The organism is Pararoseomonas baculiformis, assembly GCF_017813395.1.
GTDB classification, from domain to species: Bacteria; Pseudomonadota; Alphaproteobacteria; order Acetobacterales; family Acetobacteraceae; genus Roseomonas; species Roseomonas baculiformis.
On the sequence record NZ_JAGIZB010000001.1, the window covers coordinates 288,896 to 306,638 of the forward strand.

At 73.9% G+C, this 17,743-nt stretch carries 14 protein-coding genes; 13 read left to right on the plus strand and 1 reads right to left on the minus strand.

Going from position 1 to position 17,743, the window contains the following annotated elements:
* Positions 1-17: 17 nt before the first annotated feature.
* The 6 genes from J8J14_RS01350 (at position 18) to J8J14_RS25340 (ending at position 8,404) form a co-directional block, all read left to right on the plus strand.
* Complete coding sequence (locus J8J14_RS01350) at positions 18-1,034, plus strand: AAA family ATPase (protein ID WP_209377604.1); 1,017 nt, start codon at positions 18-20, stop codon at positions 1,032-1,034.
* Positions 1,027-1,902, plus strand: coding sequence for a DUF58 domain-containing protein (locus J8J14_RS01355; RefSeq protein WP_245215234.1), 876 nt, complete (start codon positions 1,027-1,029; stop codon positions 1,900-1,902). Before J8J14_RS01350 ends, J8J14_RS01355 begins: the two co-directional genes overlap by 8 nt.
* 31 nt (positions 1,903-1,933) lie before the next feature.
* Positions 1,934-4,636: a DUF4159 domain-containing protein gene (locus J8J14_RS01360; RefSeq protein WP_245215235.1), complete on the plus strand. Its 2,703-nt coding sequence runs from the start codon at positions 1,934-1,936 to the stop codon at positions 4,634-4,636.
* Positions 4,636-6,717 carry a hypothetical protein gene (locus tag J8J14_RS01365; protein WP_209377605.1) on the plus strand — a complete coding sequence of 694 codons (2,082 nt, stop codon included), beginning with the start codon at positions 4,636-4,638 and terminating at the stop codon, positions 6,715-6,717. The genes J8J14_RS01360 and J8J14_RS01365 overlap by 1 nt, the downstream gene beginning before the upstream one ends.
* A 31-nt stretch (positions 6,718-6,748) precedes the next feature.
* Positions 6,749-7,726, plus strand: coding sequence for an NAD(P)H-dependent flavin oxidoreductase (locus tag J8J14_RS01370; protein WP_209377606.1), 978 nt, complete (start codon positions 6,749-6,751; stop codon positions 7,724-7,726).
* A gap of 96 nt (positions 7,727-7,822) precedes the next feature.
* Positions 7,823-8,404: a DUF2934 domain-containing protein gene (locus J8J14_RS25340; RefSeq protein WP_280842803.1), complete on the plus strand. Its 582-nt coding sequence runs from the start codon at positions 7,823-7,825 to the stop codon at positions 8,402-8,404.
* 17 nt (positions 8,405-8,421) lie between these two features.
* Here J8J14_RS25340 and J8J14_RS01380 read toward each other — a convergent pair whose 3' ends face one another.
* Positions 8,422-9,699: an ArgE/DapE family deacylase gene (locus tag J8J14_RS01380; protein WP_209377607.1), complete on the minus strand. Its 1,278-nt coding sequence runs from the start codon at positions 9,697-9,699 to the stop codon at positions 8,422-8,424.
* 218 nt (positions 9,700-9,917) lie between these two features.
* Between J8J14_RS01380 and J8J14_RS01385 the strand changes: the two genes are divergently transcribed.
* From J8J14_RS01385 to J8J14_RS01415, 7 genes are all read left to right on the plus strand, one after another.
* The gene (locus J8J14_RS01385) at positions 9,918-10,283 is read left to right on the plus strand and encodes a hypothetical protein (RefSeq protein ID WP_209377608.1); all 366 of its coding nucleotides are present in this window, start codon (positions 9,918-9,920) and stop codon (positions 10,281-10,283) included.
* Positions 10,284-10,393: 110 nt separating this feature from the next.
* The gene (locus tag J8J14_RS01390; RefSeq protein WP_209377609.1) at positions 10,394-11,155 is read left to right on the plus strand and encodes an ankyrin repeat domain-containing protein; all 762 of its coding nucleotides are present in this window, start codon (positions 10,394-10,396) and stop codon (positions 11,153-11,155) included.
* Between the two features lie 18 nt (positions 11,156-11,173).
* Positions 11,174-11,713 (plus strand): chemotaxis protein CheW, encoded by a 540-nt coding sequence (locus J8J14_RS01395; RefSeq protein WP_209377610.1) that lies wholly within the window; start codon positions 11,174-11,176, stop codon positions 11,711-11,713.
* A complete protein-coding gene (locus J8J14_RS01400; protein ID WP_209377611.1) occupies positions 11,710-13,200 on the plus strand; it encodes a CheR family methyltransferase in 1,491 nt (496 codons plus the stop codon). The genes J8J14_RS01395 and J8J14_RS01400 overlap by 4 nt, the downstream gene beginning before the upstream one ends.
* Positions 13,200-13,820: a chemotaxis protein CheW gene (locus J8J14_RS01405; RefSeq protein ID WP_209377612.1), complete on the plus strand. Its 621-nt coding sequence runs from the start codon at positions 13,200-13,202 to the stop codon at positions 13,818-13,820. The genes J8J14_RS01400 and J8J14_RS01405 overlap by 1 nt, the downstream gene beginning before the upstream one ends.
* A 5-nt stretch (positions 13,821-13,825) precedes the next feature.
* Positions 13,826-15,496 (plus strand): methyl-accepting chemotaxis protein, encoded by a 1,671-nt coding sequence (locus J8J14_RS01410; protein ID WP_209377613.1) that lies wholly within the window; start codon positions 13,826-13,828, stop codon positions 15,494-15,496.
* Positions 15,497-15,512: 16 nt separating this feature from the next.
* Entirely contained in the window at positions 15,513-17,741 is a 2,229-nt protein-coding gene (locus tag J8J14_RS01415; protein ID WP_209377614.1) for a hybrid sensor histidine kinase/response regulator, read from the plus strand.
* Positions 17,742-17,743 lie beyond the last annotated feature (2 nt).

Consider the following 17,743-nt stretch of genomic DNA (forward strand, 5'->3'; position numbering starts at 1 on the left):
ATGGAAAGGGGCCACGCATGGTTGAAGTGCCCAGCGTCACGGAAGCGGCAGGTGATGCAGAAAGGCTGCTATCCGAGGCCGAGGCGCTTTCCACCCGGCTGGCCCGGGTACGGGCCGCGGTGGGGCGGGTGATCCTGGGGCAGGAGGATGTGGTGGAGCAGGCGCTCGTCACCCTTCTGGCCGGCGGGCACATGCTACTGGTGGGCGTGCCCGGCCTAGGCAAGACGAAGCTGGTGGAGACGCTGGGCACGGTGATGGGGCTGGATGCCCGCCGCGTTCAGTTCACGCCGGACCTGATGCCCAGCGACATCCTGGGCTCCGAAGTGCTGGAGGAGGGCGAGGGCGGGCGCCGCGCCTTCCGCTTCCTGCGCGGCCCGGTCTTCTGCCAGCTGCTGATGGCGGACGAGATCAACCGCGCCTCCCCGCGCACGCAATCCGCCCTTCTGCAGGCCATGCAGGAACGGCGCGTGGCCGTGGGGGGAGAGGTTCTGGACCTGCCCGCCCCCTTCCATGTGCTGGCCACCCAGAACCCGATCGAGCAGGAGGGCACCTATCCCCTCCCCGAGGCGCAGCTGGACCGCTTCCTGCTGGAGATCGAGATCGGCTACCCGGACGAGGCGGCCGAGCGCGCCATGCTGCTGGCAACCACCGGCGCCACCGAGGCACGCCCCGAGGCGGCGCTGCGCGCGGATGAACTGATCGCGGCGCAGAACCTCATCCGCCGCCTGCCGGTGGGCGAGGCGGTGCTGGACGCCATCCTGCGCCTGGTGCGCGGCGCGCGGCCGGATACGGCCACGCTGCCGGCCGTGAAGCAGCACCTAGCCTGGGGCCCCGGCCCGCGCGCCGCCCAGGCGCTGATGCTGGCCACGCGTGCGAGGGCCGTGCTCGACGGCCGCCTCTCCCCCAGCGTGGAGGATGTGATCGCGCTGGCCGAGCCCATCCTGCGCCACCGCATGGCGCTGGGCTTCGCCGCGCGCGCGGATGGCGTGCGGCTGGGCGAGGTGATCGGCGCGCTGAAGGCCGATCTTGGCTGAGCGCGGCGCCGCGGGCGCGCCGCTCCCCCTTCGCGCGGAACTCGCCGCCGCACGGCTTCCGCCCCTGGTGGTTGCCGCCGAGCGCGTGGCCGCGACGGTGATGCAGGGCGTGCATGGCCGCCGCCGCTCCGGCCAGGGCGACGCCTTCTGGCAGTTCCGCCCCTATCTGCCCGGCGACGACGCGGCGCGCGTGGACTGGCGGCAAAGCGCGAAATCGGACCGCCTCTATTTGCGCGAGACGGAATGGGAATCCGCGCAGACCGTCGCGCTGTGGCGGGATTCATCGCCGGGCATGGACTGGTCCGGTGCGACGACGCGCCCGACGAAGAAGGAACGCGCGGAACTCCTGCTGCTCGCCCTTTCCTCCTTGCTGCTTCGCGGCGGGGAGCGGGTGCGGCTGCTCGGCGGCGGGCGCGGATTATCCGGGCGCGGCGCGCTGCCCGCCCTGGCCATGCGGATGGATGCGCAATCCGGCCCGCCGGCGGATGAGGCGCTGCCGCGCCACGCGCGCGGCGTGCTGTTCAGCGATTTTCTCGCCCCCCTCCCGGAGTTGCGCGAGCGGCTGGCGCCACTGGCCGCCGCCGGCATGCGCGGCACGCTGGTTGCCCTGCATGATCCGGCGGAGGAGACGCTGCCCTATGGCGGGCGCGTGCGCTTCGAGCCGCTGGATGGTGGCGAGGCGGCGCTGGTGCCGCGCGTGGAAGGCATCCGCGCACTTTATGAGGAACGCATGGCCGCGCATCGCGCCGGGCTTGCGGCGCTGGCCGCCTCTCTCGGCTTCCGCCTGCTGTCGCATCGCACCGACCATCCGCCGGAAGCCGCGTTGATGGCCCTGTGGCAGGCGCTGGCGCCGCAGGGGGCGCGATGACGCGCGTTCCGGCGGCGAAGGAGGATTTCTGATGGGCGCCCTGTCCTTCGCCGCGCCCTGGCTGCTGGTCGCGCTGGCCGCGCTGCCCGCGCTCTACTGGCTGCTGCGGGTCACGCCCCCCACGCCCCGGCGGCAATCCTTCCCGCCCGCGCGCTTCCTGCGCGACCTGCCCGCGGTGGAGGAGACGCCGGCGCGCACGCCCTGGTGGCTGCTGCTGCTGCGGCTGGTGGCGGCGGCGCTGATCATCCTCGGCCTCGCGCGGCCTGTCTGGAACGCGGCGCAGGGCGAGGCGGCGGACGCGCCGTTGCTGGTGGTGGTGGATGATGGATGGGCATCCGCCACTGATTGGCCGGACCGCATGGCGGCGGCCGGCGCGGCGCTGGATGCCGCCGCGCGCAGCGGCCGCCGCGTGGCGCTGCTGGCCACGGCGCCTTCGGCCACCGGGGAAGCCCCGCGCCCCACGGCCTGGATGCCGGCCGAGGAAGCGCGCGCGCGCCTGGCCGCGCTGCGCCCGCTTCCCTGGGCGCCCGACCGGGCCGCGGCCCTGGCCGCGCTGCGTTCCTGGCGGAACGAGGCCTTTGCGAGCCTCTATGTGATGGATGGCCTCTCCCATGGCGGGGATGACGGCTCCGCGCTGATGGCGGCGCTGGGTGACGAGGGTTCCCTTCAGGTGGCACGCGGCGTGCCGGGCGGGGCGCGCGTGCTGGCGCCGCCGCGGGCGGAGGCGGACCGCCTGGCGCTGCAGATCCGCCGCGCACCGGGCGGCCCGGCGGCCGAGGCGGCCGTGCTGGCGATGACGCCGGATGGCCGCACCCTCGGCCGCGCCGTGCTGCCGCTTCCCGCCGGTGCCACCAGCGCGGAAGGCGCGCTGGAACTGCCCGTGGAGATCCGCAACAGCATCACCCAGCTGGTGCTGGAGGGCGATGCGCCCGGCGCCGCCGGCGTGATGCTGCTGGACGAGCGCTTCCGCCGCCGCCCCGTGGGGCTTCTGGCCGCGCAGGAGGAAGCCGCCGATACGCCGCTGACCGGCGCGCTCTACTACCTGGACCGCGCCCTCTCCCCCACCGCCGAGATCCGGCGCGGAACGCTGGAGCAGCTTCTCTCCCGCCGGCTGGCCGTGCTGGTGCTGGCGGACCGCCCGCTGGCCGAGGGGGCGGAGACCCAGGCCGTCGCGCGCTTCGTGGAACAGGGCGGGCTGCTGCTGCGCTTCGCCGGGCCGCGCCTGGCCGAGCGCGGGGATTCCCTGCTGCCGGTGCCGCTGCGCGCCGGGGAGCGGGCGCTGGGCAGCGCGCTGTCCTGGGAGCGGCCGCAGAACCTGGCCCCCTTCGCCGAGAACAGCCCCTTCGCCGGCCTGACCCCGCCGGCCGAGGTGACGGTGAGCACCCAGGTGCTGGCGGAGCCGGTGCCGCGGCTGGCGGAGCGGAGCTGGGCGCGGCTGGCGGATGGCACGCCGCTCGTCACCTTCGAAAATCGCGGCCAGGGCAGGATCGTGCTGTTCCATGTCACGGCCAATGCGGATTGGTCGGACCTGCCGCTATCGGGCCTGTATATCGACATGCTCCGGCGGATCGTCGCGCTCTCCTCCGGCGTGGTGGGCAGCGAGGGCGAGGCGCCGCTCGCCCCGCTGGAGACGCTGGACGGCTTCGGCCGCCTTGGCGCGCCGCCGCCCGCCGCCGGCCCGATCCAGGCGGCGCGGCTGGATGCCACCTCCCCCGGCCCGCGCCATCCGCCGGGCTGGTACGGCACCCCCGGCGAGGGCGGGGAGCGGCGCGCGCTGAACCTTTCCGCCCACCTGCCGGAACTGCTTCCCGCTGCCCCCAGCCCATCCGGCGCGCGGGAGACGCGGATCGGCGGCGTGCCGGCGGAGCGGGACCTCGGCCCCTGGCTGCTGGCCGCGGCGCTGCTGCTTCTGGCCGCGGATCTGCTGCTCTCCTTGCAGAGCCGCGGCCTGGGGCTGCGCGCGCGCGCCGCGGTGGTCGCCCTCGTGCTGCTGCTGCCCGCCCCCGCCCCGGCCCAGCCGGGCCTGCCCGAAGGCGCGGCGGCGCTGGCCACGCGGCTGGCCTATGTCGTCACCGGCAATCCGCAGGCGGACGAGGTATCCCGCCAGGGGCTGGTGGGGCTCTCGGACTATGTGAACCGCCGCACCGCAGCCGGGCTGGCCGAGCCCGTGGCGCTGCGCCCGGGACAGGACGACCTCTCCTTCTACCCGCTGCTCTACTGGGTGGTGCTACCCGACGCAGCGGACCCCTCCGGGGAGGCCGTCGCGGCGCTGAACGCCTTCATGCGCAACGGCGGCATCATCCTCTTCGACACGCGCAACGAGGGTTCCGGCGAGGGCGTCTCGCTCGGCGCCGATGCCGCGCTGCGGCGGCTGACACGGAACCTGCAGGTGCCGCCTCTCGCCACGGTGCCGGAAGACCATGTGCTGAAGCGCGCCTTCTACCTGCTGCCCGACCTGCCCGGCCGGTATGCCGGCGGCCCGGTCTGGGTGGCGCGGGACACGGACCGGGCGAATGACAGCGTCTCGCCCGTTATCGTCGGCGGGCATGACTGGGCCTCGGCCTGGGCCGTGGATGCGCGCGGGAACAACCCGTACGCGGTCATGCCCGGGGGCGCGCGGCAGCGGACCCTGGCCTACCGCTTCGGCGTGAACCTCGTGATCTACGCGCTGACCGGCAACTACAAGGGTGACCAGGTGCATGTGCCGGCCATCCTGGAGCGCCTGGGGAACTGATGGTCCAGTCCTTCTCCTCCATCGACCTCGCGCCCATCCTGCCGCACTGGCTGGTGGCGGCGCTGGCCGTCATCGCGGTGCTGGCGCTGGCGCCGGCGCTCTGGCGCCGTGCGCGCGGCGCCGGGTGGCGGGCACTGGCCTTCCTGCTGATCCTCGGCGCCATCGCCAATCCGCGCCTGGTGCAGCAGACGCGCGAGATGCGGCCCGACATCGCGCTGCTCGCGGTGGATGGCAGCGCCTCCACCAGCGTGGCCGGGCGCGAGGCCGCCATCGCCGCCGCGCGCGCGCAGATCGAGGCACGGGCGGGGCGGCTGCCGGATCTCGAGCTGCGCACCGTGACGGCGGAGGAAGGCGGCAGCCAGGGCACGCGGCTCTTCACCGCCATCGAGCGCGGGCTGGCCGATATCCCGCGCGCGCGGCTGGCGGGCATCATCGCCCTCAGCGACGGGCAGGTGCATGACGTGCCGCCCGGCTTCGCCGCCGATGCCCCGCTGCACCTGCTGCTGCCCGGCCGCGCCGGCGAGGTGGACCGGCGGCTCCGCGTGATCGAGGCGCCGGGCTTCGGCATCGTCGGGCGCGGCGTCGAGATGCGGGTGGTGGTCGAGGATCTCGGCGTCGCCAATGCCGGCGCGCCCGTGCGGCTTTCCATCCGCCGGGATGGCGGCGCGCCGCGCACGGAAAGCGTGGTTCCCGGCCGCGAGCACCGCATCGCCCTGCCGATCGAACGTGGCGGGCCGAGCGTGGTGGAGATCACCGCCGAGGAACGCCCGGGCGAGGTCAGCACCGTCAACAACAGCGCCATCGTCACGGTGAACGGCGTGCGGGACCGGCTGCGCGTGCTGCTGGTCTCGGGGGAGCCCCATGCGGGCGAGCGCACCTGGCGGCGGCTGCTGAAGGCGGACCCGAATGTCGATCTCGTCCACTTCACCATTCTCCGCCCTCCGGAGAAGGACGACCTGACGCCCTTGAACGAGCTGGCGCTGATCGCCTTCCCCGTGCGCGAGCTGTTCCAGCAGAAGCTGCGCGACTTCGACCTGATCGTCTTCGACCGCTTCTCCAACCGCGGGATCCTGCCACCGCAATACCTGCGCAACATCGCGGACCATGTGCGGCAGGGCGGCGCGCTGCTGATGTCGGTCGGGCCGGAATTCACCGGCCCGGCCTCCCTCGCCAACACGCCGCTGGGGCAGGTGCTGCCGGCGCGGCCGCTGCTGGGCAACCAGGCCCTGCTGGAGGCCGCCTTCCGCGCCCAGGTGAGCGACACCGGGCTGCGCCATCCGGTGACGGAGGGGCTGGCCGGCGCCAACGCGAATGCCGCCGCCCAGGCAAGCTGGGGGCGGTGGTACCGCATGCTGCGCACCGAGCCGATCGGCGGCGCCAACATCATGAACGGGCCGGACGGCAACCCCCTGCTGCTGCTGGACCGCGTGGGCGAAGGCCGCGTGGCGCTGCTCCTCTCGGACCAGATCTGGCTCTGGTCGCGCGGGCATGATGGCGGCGGGCCCCAGGCCGAGCTGCTGCGCCGGATCGCCCATTGGCTGATGCGCGAGCCGGAGCTGGAGGAGGAGGACCTGACCGCTTCCATCGCCCAGGGGCGCCTGACCGTCACGCGCCGCAGCATCGCCGACGCGCCGCCGCCGGAGATCGCGGTCACCGCGCCGGATGGCACCACATCCCGCCACACGCCGGAGCGGCGCGAGGGCGGGCGGGCCGTGGTGGAGCTGCCGGCCACGCGCGCGGGAGTCTGGTCCGCCACGGACGGCACGCGCACCGCCTTCGCCGCGGCCGAGGCCGCCAACCCGCCGGAGATCGCCGATCTGCGCGCCGATCCCGGCCGTGTGCAGCCGGCGGTGGATTCCTCGGGCGGCACGGCGCGCTGGATCGGGGATGGTTCGGCGCTGCCCGATCTCCGCCGCGTGTCCATGGGGCGCGATGCGGCCGGGCCGGGCTGGATCGGGCTGGTGCGGCGCGAGGACCACACCGTGACCGGCATTTCCGCCCTGCCGCTGCTGCCGCCCTGGATGGCGCTGCTGCTGGTGCTGGGCGTTGCGGTGATCGCCTGGCGGCGGGAGGGGCGGTAGGGTCCGGCAAACGCGATTCGGAGGAACGCCCATGAGCCTGCGCGACCTGTTGCGGCAGCGGCTCTCGCTGCCGGTGATCGGCTCCCCGCTCTTCATCATCTCGGTGCCGGATCTGGTCGTCGCGCAATGCACTGCGGGGATCATGGGCAGCATGCCATCCCTCAACGCCCGCCCGGCGGAGCAGCTGGAGGACTGGCTGGCGGAGATCCGGGAGCGGCTGGACGCGCATGACGCGCGCCACCCGGATCGTCCCTCGGCGCCCTTCGCCATCAACCTGATCGTCCACCGATCGAATGACCGGCTGGACCACGACCTCGCGCTTTGCGCGAAGTACCGCGTGCCGCTGATCATCACCTCGCTCGGCGCAAGGCCGGATGTGAACGAGGCCGTGCATGCCTATGGCGGCTACGTCATGCATGACGTGATCAACCAGACCTTCGCGCGCAAGGCGGTGGAGAAGGGGGCGGATGGCCTCATCCTCGTCGCCGCCGGCGCGGGAGGCCATGCCGGCAGCATCTCGCCCTTCGCGCTGGTGCAGGAGACGCGCAGCTGGTTCGACGGGCCGATCGCGCTCTCCGGCTCCATCGCCACGGGCCGTTCCATCCTGGCGGCCCAGGTCATGGGCGCGGATGTCGCCTATATCGGCAGCGCCTTCATCGCGACGGAGGAGGCGCGCGCCGCCGAGGCCTACAAGGCGATGATCGTCGAGGGCATGGCGGGTGACATCATCTACAGCGATCTCTTCACGGGCGTTCTCGGCAACTACCTGCGCCCGTCCATCCGCAATGCGGGGCTGGACCCGGAGAACCTGCCGCGGCCCGATCCCTCGCAGATCAACTTCTCCTCCAACCGCGTGAAGCCCTGGAAGGATGTCTGGGGCTCGGGCCAGGGCATCGGCGCGATCGACCGGGTGCAGCCCGCGGCGGCGCTGATCGCGCGGCTGCGCCATGAATACGAGGCGGCGCTGGACGCGATACGGAGCGCGGCCCCGGTTCCCGCGAGGGCCTGACCAGGGCGGCGCCAGCACGGGCCGGGCCCGCGGCACCAGGGAACGGATGGAGCCGTCCGGCGTTCTATCCGTTCCGCTGGAGCCAGGGAGCGAGCCATGCCGGACGAGGAACGCATTCGGCGCCGTGCCCATGAAATCTGGGAACGGGAGGGGCGGCCCGAGGGCCGGCAGGAGGAACACTGGGCACAGGCCTGCCGGGAGATCGCGGCCGAAGGGGACGGTTCCGGCGGCGCGGCATCGGCCGGCGCGGACCAGGATGCATCCACGCCGCCGCAGATGCCGGTATCGGGGGTGCTGGGCGGGCAGTTCGGTGGCGATGGTGCCGCCAGCCTGTCCGGTGGGGTCGGGACGACCCTGCGCGAGGGCTCGGGGGCGGCGGGCGGTGCTGCCGGCCCTCTCGGAGGCGCGGGAAGCGCGGATGCGCATCACCCCGGCATCGGCGCGAGCATGACGGACAGCCCGCCGCGCATCGGCCCGGCCCCCGTGCCGGCGGATGATGCCGGCCCGGGCATCGCGGATACCGGCTCGGCGCATGGTCCCTCAGCCGCCGATCGCGGCAAGGGCGATGCCGGGACCGGTACTGGCAAAGGCGACCACCTGACGGGGCGCGAGGCCGGCCTCGGCGCGGGCGGGATGTCCGGCGACGAGGCGCCCGGCCGGATCACCGGCCGGGGCTGAGGGACGCCGCGCCCGGCCTATTCCACCCCGCACCAATCGGCGATGAAGCCGGCCATGGAGAGGGTCGTTTTCTTCAGCAGTTCCAGATTGGTCCGCTCGTCGAAGCCGTGGTTGCCCTCGCCGCCCGGGCCGTAGCAGAGGGCGGGCATGGCGTAGTAGCGGCCGTAATAGCGCGTGTCGTTCACGGCGGTGGAAAGGCGTTCCTCCATGGGCGCGCCGAAGGCGGCCTGGTGCGCCTCGGCCAGCACGCGCTCCGCCTCGCTGCCGGGCTGCAGCACGTAGCCATCGGCCTGGAAGCCGTGCCAGGTGATCTCGGGCGGGTTGTTGGCCAGGAAGGCATCCCCGGCACGCGCCGCCTCCACCGCCTGCTCCACGCCGCGCATCACCTCGGACACCTCCATGGAGGGGGTGAGGCCGATGCGGCAATCCACCTCGCACCAGGCGGGGGTGGAGGACGCCCAGTCGCCGCCGCGGATGATGCCGGGGTTGAACTTGATCGGGTTCTTCACGGCCGAGAAGTTGGGATCCGCCTTCGCCCTCTCGTTGAGCGCCACCGTGTGCTGCTGCAGCGCCTGGATCAGGTGCATGACGGAAAGGATGGCATTGGTGCCCGTATCGGCCACCGCCACATGCACGGGCACGCCGCGCACGCGCAGGCGGAACCACAGCGTGCCCGTATGGGCGCGGGTGATGCTGCCCGCCGTGGGTTCGGGGATGAGGCAGGCATCGGCCCGGTAGCCGCGCAGCAGGGTGGAGAGGGCGCCATTGCCCGTGCTCTCCTCCTCCGTCACGGTCTGGAGGTAGATGTCGCCCTTGGGCGTCAGGCCCGCGTCGCGCAGCGCATCCATGGCGAAGACCATGGCGGCCACGCCGGCCTTCATGTCATTCGCGCCGCGGCCATAGAGCCAGCCATCCCGCACCACGCCGCCATAGGGCGGGTGGGTCCACATCTCCACCGGGCCTTCCGGCACCACGTCGATATGCCCCTGGACGATCAGGCTGCGGCCCTCCGGATTCCGCGCCCGCTTCGCGGCCACCACCTGCACGGAGCCGGCGGGGTCCACATCCACCATGGGCGCGGCCTTCTCGTGGTTCTCCAGCCCCACATCGGCCAGGGTGTAGCGGTCCACCTGGTAGCCGCGCCCCGCCATCTGGCGCGCGAACCAGTCCTGCAGCGGCGCCTCGCGCCCGCGCAGGCTGGGGAAGCGGACGAGATCGGCCAGGAAGGCGGTCTCGGCCTCGAAGTTCTTGTCCACGGCGGCGCGCAGGCGTTCGAGGAGGGCGGGATCGGGCAAGGCGGCGAGTCCTGTTCGATGGGTGCCGGGGATGGTGGCCCGTGCCGCCCTTGGGGGGAAGGACCGGCCCATGGCTTCGGGCAGGCATGGCGGAGGCGCCCATGCCGTGCCGTTGCGCGAAATCCTGCTCGCGCCTTCGGGTCGGTGCCGCCATCCGATGGGCCGAAACCGTGAACGGCCATCTTCCGCCGCTGCTGCGCCGATCCCAGATGAAGGGCATGCGACGCGCCCTCCCCCTCCTCCCCCTCCTCGCCCTGGCCGCCTGCGCGATCGGGCCAAGCCTGGATGAGCGGCTGGCCACCTATATCGGGCGGTCTGAGCTTGAACTCGTCTCCAGCCTGGGCGTGCCCACCCGCAGCTACGAGACCGGCGGCCAGAAATTCCTGCAATACGAGGAGAACCGCACCGTGGCCGTGCCCGGGGGATTCATCGGCGGCCCCTGGGGTCCCTGGGGTCCGTATAGCCGGGGCTTCTATGGCGGCTTCTCCACCACGGCCTATGCGCCCGTGCAGTGCGACGTGACCTTCGCCCTGCGCGAGGGGCGGGTGGCCAGCTATGTCTATCGCGGCCAGGGCTGCGCCTGAGAACGGCGCCTGAGATGGGTTCCTGAGATGGGCGCCTGACAAAAGCTTGCGGGGGCGCTTCGCGGCGGGGAGTGGTGGCCGCCTCGCGCTGGGGGTATAGCCTGGGCGCCATGCGCCGCCTCCCCCTCGCCCTCCTCCTGGCCGGCCCGATGCTGGCCGGCCCCGCCCTTGCCCCCGGCGCCCTGGCACAGGGCACCGGAATCGGGCGCAACGCGCCGCCGCCCAGCGCCGGCCCGGCCAGCCGCCCCCCGCCGCCCGCGCTGCCGGGCCTGGCCAACCGCCGCGCGGCCGAGCCGATTCCGGCCGAGACGCCCTCGGTGAACCTCCGCCCCAACGAAGCGCTGTTCGACGCCATCAACCGCGGCGACATGGCCGCGGCCCGGGATGCGGTGGCGCGCGGCGCGGACCTGAACGCCCGCAACCAGCTCGGCCTCACCCCGGTCGATGCGGCGGTGGACCAGGGGCGCAACGAGATCGTCTTCTATCTTCTCTCCACGCGCGGCAGCACCGGCACCGGGCCCACCATGGCGCCCGCCGAGCCTGCGCCGCCGCCTGCCGCCCGCCGTGGCCGCCCCGGCCGCGATGCCGCCCCCGCGGCCCCTGCCGAAAGCGCCCTGCTACCGCCGCAGGAGCCGCCCGCGCGTCCCTCAGGCCTCCTCAGCGACCCGCCGCGGGGCGGGGAGCTGCCGGCCGGGTCCGTCAGCACCGGCACGGCAACCACCGCGCGGGCCCGGCTTTTCGCCGGGGATGGCGGCATGCCGCGGCCGGAAATCGGGTTCCTCGGCTTCGATGCCGGGCGCCCGGCCGGGGCCGCGCCCCTGCCCGCCTCCACCCGCCCCTCGGCGCCGTCCCGGCGCGGCCGCCGGGCCTGAGGCCTGGCGAGGCACCTGATGGCTGCGCCGCCCGCGCCTGACGCCTCCGCGGAACCCGCGGCAGGGCCGGTGGTGCTCTTCGCCCTGGGATCTCTGGCCTGCGCCCTCCCGCGGGAGGCCGTGCGCGCCCTGCTGCCCCTGCCCCGGCTGGACACGCCCCCGGGCCTGCCGGCACCGATGGCAGGCTTCCTCAACCTGGGCGGCACCGCCGTGCCGGTGGTGGAACTGGCGCGGCTGCTCGGCGTCCCGCCCGGGGAGCCGCATCCCTACCGCCACCTGATCCTGCTGGAACGCCCGGACGGGCTGGCCGGTCCCGTGGCCCTGCTGGTGGACCGCGTGGCCGATGTGGCGCCCGCCGGCCTGCCTCTGCGCCCGGCGGAGGAAGGGCTTTCGATCGGGGATGTGGTCGCCGGCGCGGTCGAGGCCGGGGGGCGGGTGGCGCATCTGCTCGACCCCATCCGGCTGTTCCTGGCGCAGGAAGCCACCATCCTCGATTCGCTGTCCCGCCAGGCGCAGGAGCGGCTGGCGCGCTGGGAGGCAGCCGGGGACGCATCATGAGCGGGGGCGGCCGCAATGCGGGCGGCCGCGCCGCACCCCTCGATCTTCCGGCCCAGCCACCCCTGGCGGACCCTGCCTTCGCCGAGTTGAAGCGCCTCATCGTCGCCCGCACCGGGCATGCCTATTACGCGGACAAGGACACCGCCCTCTGGGAAAGGCTGCGCGGCCGGATCCGGGCCAGCGGCGCGGGAAATGCGGCAGGCTATGCCGCCCTGCTGCGCCACCCGGCGGATGGGGAGGCCGAGTGGGCCGCCCTCGAATCCACGATCACCATCGGCGAGACCTTCTTCTTCCGCGATGCCGGTCAGTTCGCGGCGCTGCGCGATACCATCCTGCCCGGGCTGATTGCCCGCCGGGCCGGTCCGCGGCGGCTGCGCATCTGGTCGGCCGGCTGCTCCACAGGGGCCGAGCCCTATTCGGTGGCCATCCTGCTGCGCCGCCTCCTCGGCCCCGCGCACCGGGAGTGGAGCATCAGCATCCTGGGCACCGACATCAGCGAGGCGGCGCTGGACGCGGCGCGGGCGGCGCGGTTCAGCCCGTGGGCGCTGCGCGGGATGGACCTGGACGGGCGCATGCGGGACTTCCTGCCCGTGGCGGGCAACCAGGCCTGGCAGCTGCGCCCCGAACATCGCGGCACCACGCGGTTCGAGCGGCAGAACCTGCTGGGTTTGCTGGATGGCACGCTGCCGCTGAGCATGACGGGCTTCGACCTCATCCTCTGCCGCAACGTGCTGATCTATTTCGACCGCGCGCTGGTCCCGCGCCTCGTCCGGGCGCTTGGGGAACGGCTGGCACCGGATGGCTGGCTGCTGCTCGGCCATGCGGAGCCGGATCCGAGCTTCAATGCCTTCCTGCAGCCCGTCACCCTGGCGAGCACGACGGCCTGGCGCCCCCTGCCAAACCCGGAGGTCGGGGTGGCGGAGCAAGCCGACGCGCCGCCCGCCGCCTGGACACAGCTGCCGGCACCAGCCCCGGCAGCGGCGGCCCCCTCGCCCTGGTCCTGGCAACCCCTGCCGGTGCCGCCCGCCGCCAGCCCGGCGCCCAGGGCCACCCCCCAACCTGCCCCCGAAGCCCCGGGGGAGCCGCTTCCCCTTCTGGACCGCGCGCGGGCCGAGGCGGATTCGGGTGCGCTGGATGCGGCCCGGGCCACCCTGCGGGAGGGGCTGCGCGACCATCCCACCCATGCCCGGATGCAGATGCTGGACGGGCTGGTGTCGCGCGCCCTGGGCGACCTGGCCGGGGCCGAGGCGGCCCTGCGCCGGGCGCTCTACCTCGACAGCGGCTTCGTGGCGGCGCACTACCAGCTCGGCCTGCTTCTGCTGGACCGGGGCGCGGCGGAGGCGGCGCGGCGCAGCATCGCCAACGCCGCCCGCCTCGCACAGGCCCTGCCCGGCGGCACCGTGTTGGAGGAGGGCGACGGAATGACTGCGGAGACGCTGCTCGGCCTGGCGCGCCACCATCTCGGCCCGGCCGGGGGGCTGCGCTGATGGCGCTGCGCTTCCTGCCCGATCCCGGGATCATCGGCGCCATCGGCGAGGACCGGGCCACCCGCCTGATCGAGGAACGGACGGAACGGCTGGCCCGCCGCGGCACGCCCGGCCCCGCCCTGTCCGATCCGGTGCTGCTGCTGGCCGTGGGCGAGGAGAGCTTCGGCCTGCCCCTGGTGCGCGCGGCCGAGGTGCTGCCCGCCGAGCCGCCCTGCCCCCTGCCGGGCAGCCCGCCGGAGGTGCTCGGCCTCCGTGCCCGGGCCGGGCGGCTGCACACGGTGCTGGACCTCGCCACGCTGCTGGGTGTCGCCGCCCAGGGCGAGGCGGGCGGGCATGACGTGCTGCTGCGGCCGCTTCCCGGAATGCCCCCCGCCCGGCGCCTCGCCCTGCGGGTGGGCCGCGTCCTCTCCGCGGCCTCGCCCCTGCCCCTTCCCCCCGACCGGGCTCCGCCCGTCCTCGCCGGCATCGCCTTCCATGCGGTGCTGCTCGGCCGGGGAACCCTGTTGGCGGTGATCGACATCGAGGGCCTGCTGCGGCCCTATGCCGCGCCCTCCGTTCCTTCGCCCCATTCCTCCACGCCCCATTCCTCCACGCCCTATTCCTCCACTCCGGGAGCCTGATTCGCGTGTCCATCACCAACCGCGCCCTGCTGGGCTTCGTGACGCTGACGCTGCTGACCATTGCCCTCGGCCTCTGGAGCCTGGACCAGTTCGAGACGGTGCGGAGCGCCAGCCGCACGGTCGCGACGCGCGACGTCTCGGTGGCGCGGCAGCTCGCGGCCGTGCGGACCGGGCAGAGCGAAATGCGCGACGTGCGGGCACGCATGATGATCACCTATCTCGGCCGCCGCGCCGCGCCGGAGCTGGTGACGGACCCCGTGCCGCTGGCCGAGTGGCAGCGCGCCAATGACCGCATGTCCACGCTGATGAGCGAGGTATCCAGCACGGCGCAGACCTTCTCGGCCCAGTCCATCGCCACCGAGCGCCGCGACGCCTGGCAGCGCGTGGTGGTTTCGCTGAACGACGTGACCAATGCCCTGGCGCGCCACCGCGACCGCGTGGAGACGAAGCTCCGCTTCATGGCCCTGGATGACGTGGCCGCCGTGCTGAACGCCGAGCCCGGCGTGATGGCCAGCGCCAGGGAACTGGATGCGGCGCTGGACCGCGTGGACGCCGCGATCGAGCGGCTCTCCAACATCGGGCAGGAACGGGTGGAGGGTATCGCCGACAAGGCGCGCACGCTGATCCTGGTCGGCATGGGGATCGCGGTGCTGCTCGCTGTCCTGGTTTCCCTTCTCGTCCGCCGCGCCATCGCTCAGCCGCTGGAGACGCTGATGGAGTTCGTGCAGCGGATCGGCCGTGGCGAGCTGGCGGGCACCCCGGCACGCGAGGGGAATGACGAGTTCGGCCGGCTGGGCGCGACGCTGAACGCCATGGTGGAGGGGCTGCGCGACTTGGCCCGCCAGAGCCGCGACGCGACGCAGCAGCTGGATGCCGCGACCGCCGAGATCCGCGCCAGCACGCAGGAGCAGGCGGCGAGCGTGGAGGAGCAGCTGGCCGCCGTGCAGGAGACCGCCGCGACGGTGGACGAGATCACCCATTCCGGCGCCCAGATCGGCAAGCGCGCGCAGGAGGTGATCGCCGCCGCCCAGGCGACGGTCCGCACCAGCGACAACGGGCTGCGCGCGGTGGAGGAGACGGTCCGCGCGATGGATTCCATCCGCGAGCAGGCGGAACGCGTGGCCGAGAACATCATCGCGCTGAGCGAGAAGACCCAGGCGATCGGCGAGATCACCGCGACGGTGAACGACATCTCCGAGCGCAGTCACCTGCTGGCGCTGAACGCGGCGATCGAGGCGGCGGCGGCTGGCGAGGCCGGGCGCAGCTTCTCGGTGGTGGCGGCCGAGCTGAAGTCCCTCGCGGACCAGGCGAAGGAGGCCACCGCGCAGGTGCGCGCCAATCTGGGCGACATCCAGCGGGGCATCAATTCCTCCGTCATGCTGACGGAAGAGGCGGTGAAGCGCGCGGTGGCCGGGCGCGAGCGCACGGCGATGAGCCAGGAGACCATCCGCGAGATCACGGCCCGCGTGCAGGAGGCGGTGCAGACCTTCCAGCAGATCGTCGCCAGCACGAACCAGCAGCAGCTGGGCATCGAGCAGGTGATGGGCGCGCTGGCCAATATCCGCCAGGCCAGCCAGCAGACCGCCGCCGGCACGCGGCAGCTGGACCAGGCGGCCGCCAACATGGCCGGGCTGAGCCAGGGCCTGGTGCGTCTGGCGGACCGGTACCGCATCTGATCCGGGGGCGCGACGCGTGTCCGATTTCCGCGCGGAGCTGCTGGCCGCCTTCGCCGCCGAGCATCGCGAGCACCTGGCCGCCATCCGGGACGCGCTCGCGGCCGAGGATGAGCAGGGCGGCGTCATGCTCGAGCCAGCGGTGCTGCGGGAGGTGTTCCGCCGCGCGCATTCGCTGAAGGGCGCGGCCCGCGCGGTGGACCTGCCTGGGCTGGAAGCCCTCGCCCACGCGGTGGAGGCACTGCTGGCCGGGGAAATGGATGCGGCGGGCGGCGGGGCGGCCCGGCTTTCGCCGCAACGCCTGGCGCTGCTGCACCGGGGGCTGGACGCGATCGAGGGCCAGGCCACCGCCATGGCGGCAGGGGAGCCCGCCCCGCCGGTGGACGCGGTGCTGGCCGCGCTTGGCGCCCCCCCGGCTCCGCCAGGCGCGGCACCGGCGAAGGACATGGCCGCCTCCGCCCCGGCCGACCCTGTGCCGGCATCGCCGCCCACCCAGGCGCCACTCCCTACGGCTCCCACGGCGCCCGATGGCTATCTGCGCGTGGAGACGGCGCGGATCGAGCGGCTTTCGGCCGCACTCTATGGTGTCAGGGCGCTGATCCAGCGCCAGGATTCCACCGCCGCCGGGCTGCGTGGGGTGGAGGCGGAGCTGCGCGCCCTTCGCCGGGGATGGGAGGGGTTGCGCGCCCAGCTTCCCGCCGATGCCGGGCTGGCACCCCGCCTGCGCGGCTTCGAGGCGGCGCTGGGCGAGGTGTCGCGCCGCGTGGGCGGCCTGTCCCGGCAGACCCGCGCCGACGAGGCCGCGCTGGAGCGCGCGGCGATGGCGCTGCGCGAGGAGGTGGAGGCCATCGCCCTGGTGCCCGCCAGCAGCGTGCTCGGCCCGCTGGCCGGCGCTGTCAGGGAAATGGCGCGGGAGGCCGGGCGCGAGGTGACGCTGCGCTTCGAAGGCATGGAGACCCAGGCCGAGCGCCGCGTGCTGCAGGCCCTGAAGGACCCCGTGCTGCATCTCCTCCGCAACGCGCTGGGCCATGGCGCCCCGCGGGACGGGCGCCGCGCGGAGATCGGGCTGCGCGTCACCGCCACCGAGGGAGGGCTGACGGTCACGGCCTGGGACAATGGCCCGGGGCCGGATCTGGATGCGATCGAGGCGACGGCTGTTCGCCAGGGGCTGCTGGCCCCCCGGGCGCCGGGCGCCGTCCCGCCCTCGCCCGACCAGCTTCTCGGCCTGGTCTTCGAGCCCGGCTTCTCCACCGCGGCGTCGGTGGATCATCTCTCCGGGCGCGGCATGGGGCTTTCGGTGGTGGCCGAGGCCGCGATGGCGCTGCATGGGGGCGCCGCCCTGCGCCGGCGCGCCGAAGGCGGGGCGGAGGTGGTGATCGCCCTGCCGCCCTCCACCGGCCGCCGGCCCGTCCTGCTGGTGGAGGCGGGGGGACAGGTCTTCGGCCTGCCGGGCGGGCACGGGCTGGTCACGGTGGGGCCGATGCTGCGCCTGGATCCGGCGGATCTCTCCACCGCCGAGGGGCGGCCCGTGGCAAGGCTGGCGCAGGCCGGGGCGGAGATGGTGGTGCCCGTGATAGGGCTGGCCACCCTGCTCGGCCGGGCCGAGGAACCGGTGGAGGGGCCGGTTGCCGCCGTGCTGCTCGCGCGCGGGGCAGTCCGGCTCGCGCTCACCGTTTCGGCCCTGCGCGACGCGCGCAGCCTGATCGTGACGGAGGTGGATTCGCCCGGGCTGGATGCCGCCCTGGTTTCCGGCGCCGCGCTGCTGGAAGGGGATGCGGTGGCGCTGGTTCTGCGCCCCGATGGCATACTGGATCGCGGGATGCGCGAATCGCTGCGCCCTGCCCCGGGCGCGGCACGCCCGGTCCCGCCCGAGCGCCGGCAGCGCCATGTCCTGGTGGTGGATGATTCGATCACGACGCGCACGCTGGAACGCAGTATCCTGGAAGCCGGCGGATACCGCGTGACCCTTGCCGTGGATGGGGTGGAGGCCCTCAACTCTCTGCGGGAACCGGGTGCTTCGGTTGACCTGGTGCTCGCGGACGTCGAAATGCCGCGCATGGATGGATTCGGCCTTGTGGAGGCGATCCGGGCCGATCCCGCGCTTTCGGGACTGCCGGTGATCCTGATGACCTCCCGCGACAGCCCGGGCGACGTGCAGCGGGGCATGGAGCTGGGCGCGAGTGCCTATCTGACGAAGCAGGGTTTCGACCAGCAGGCGCTGCTGGCCGCGATCGGACAGCTGATCTGAGC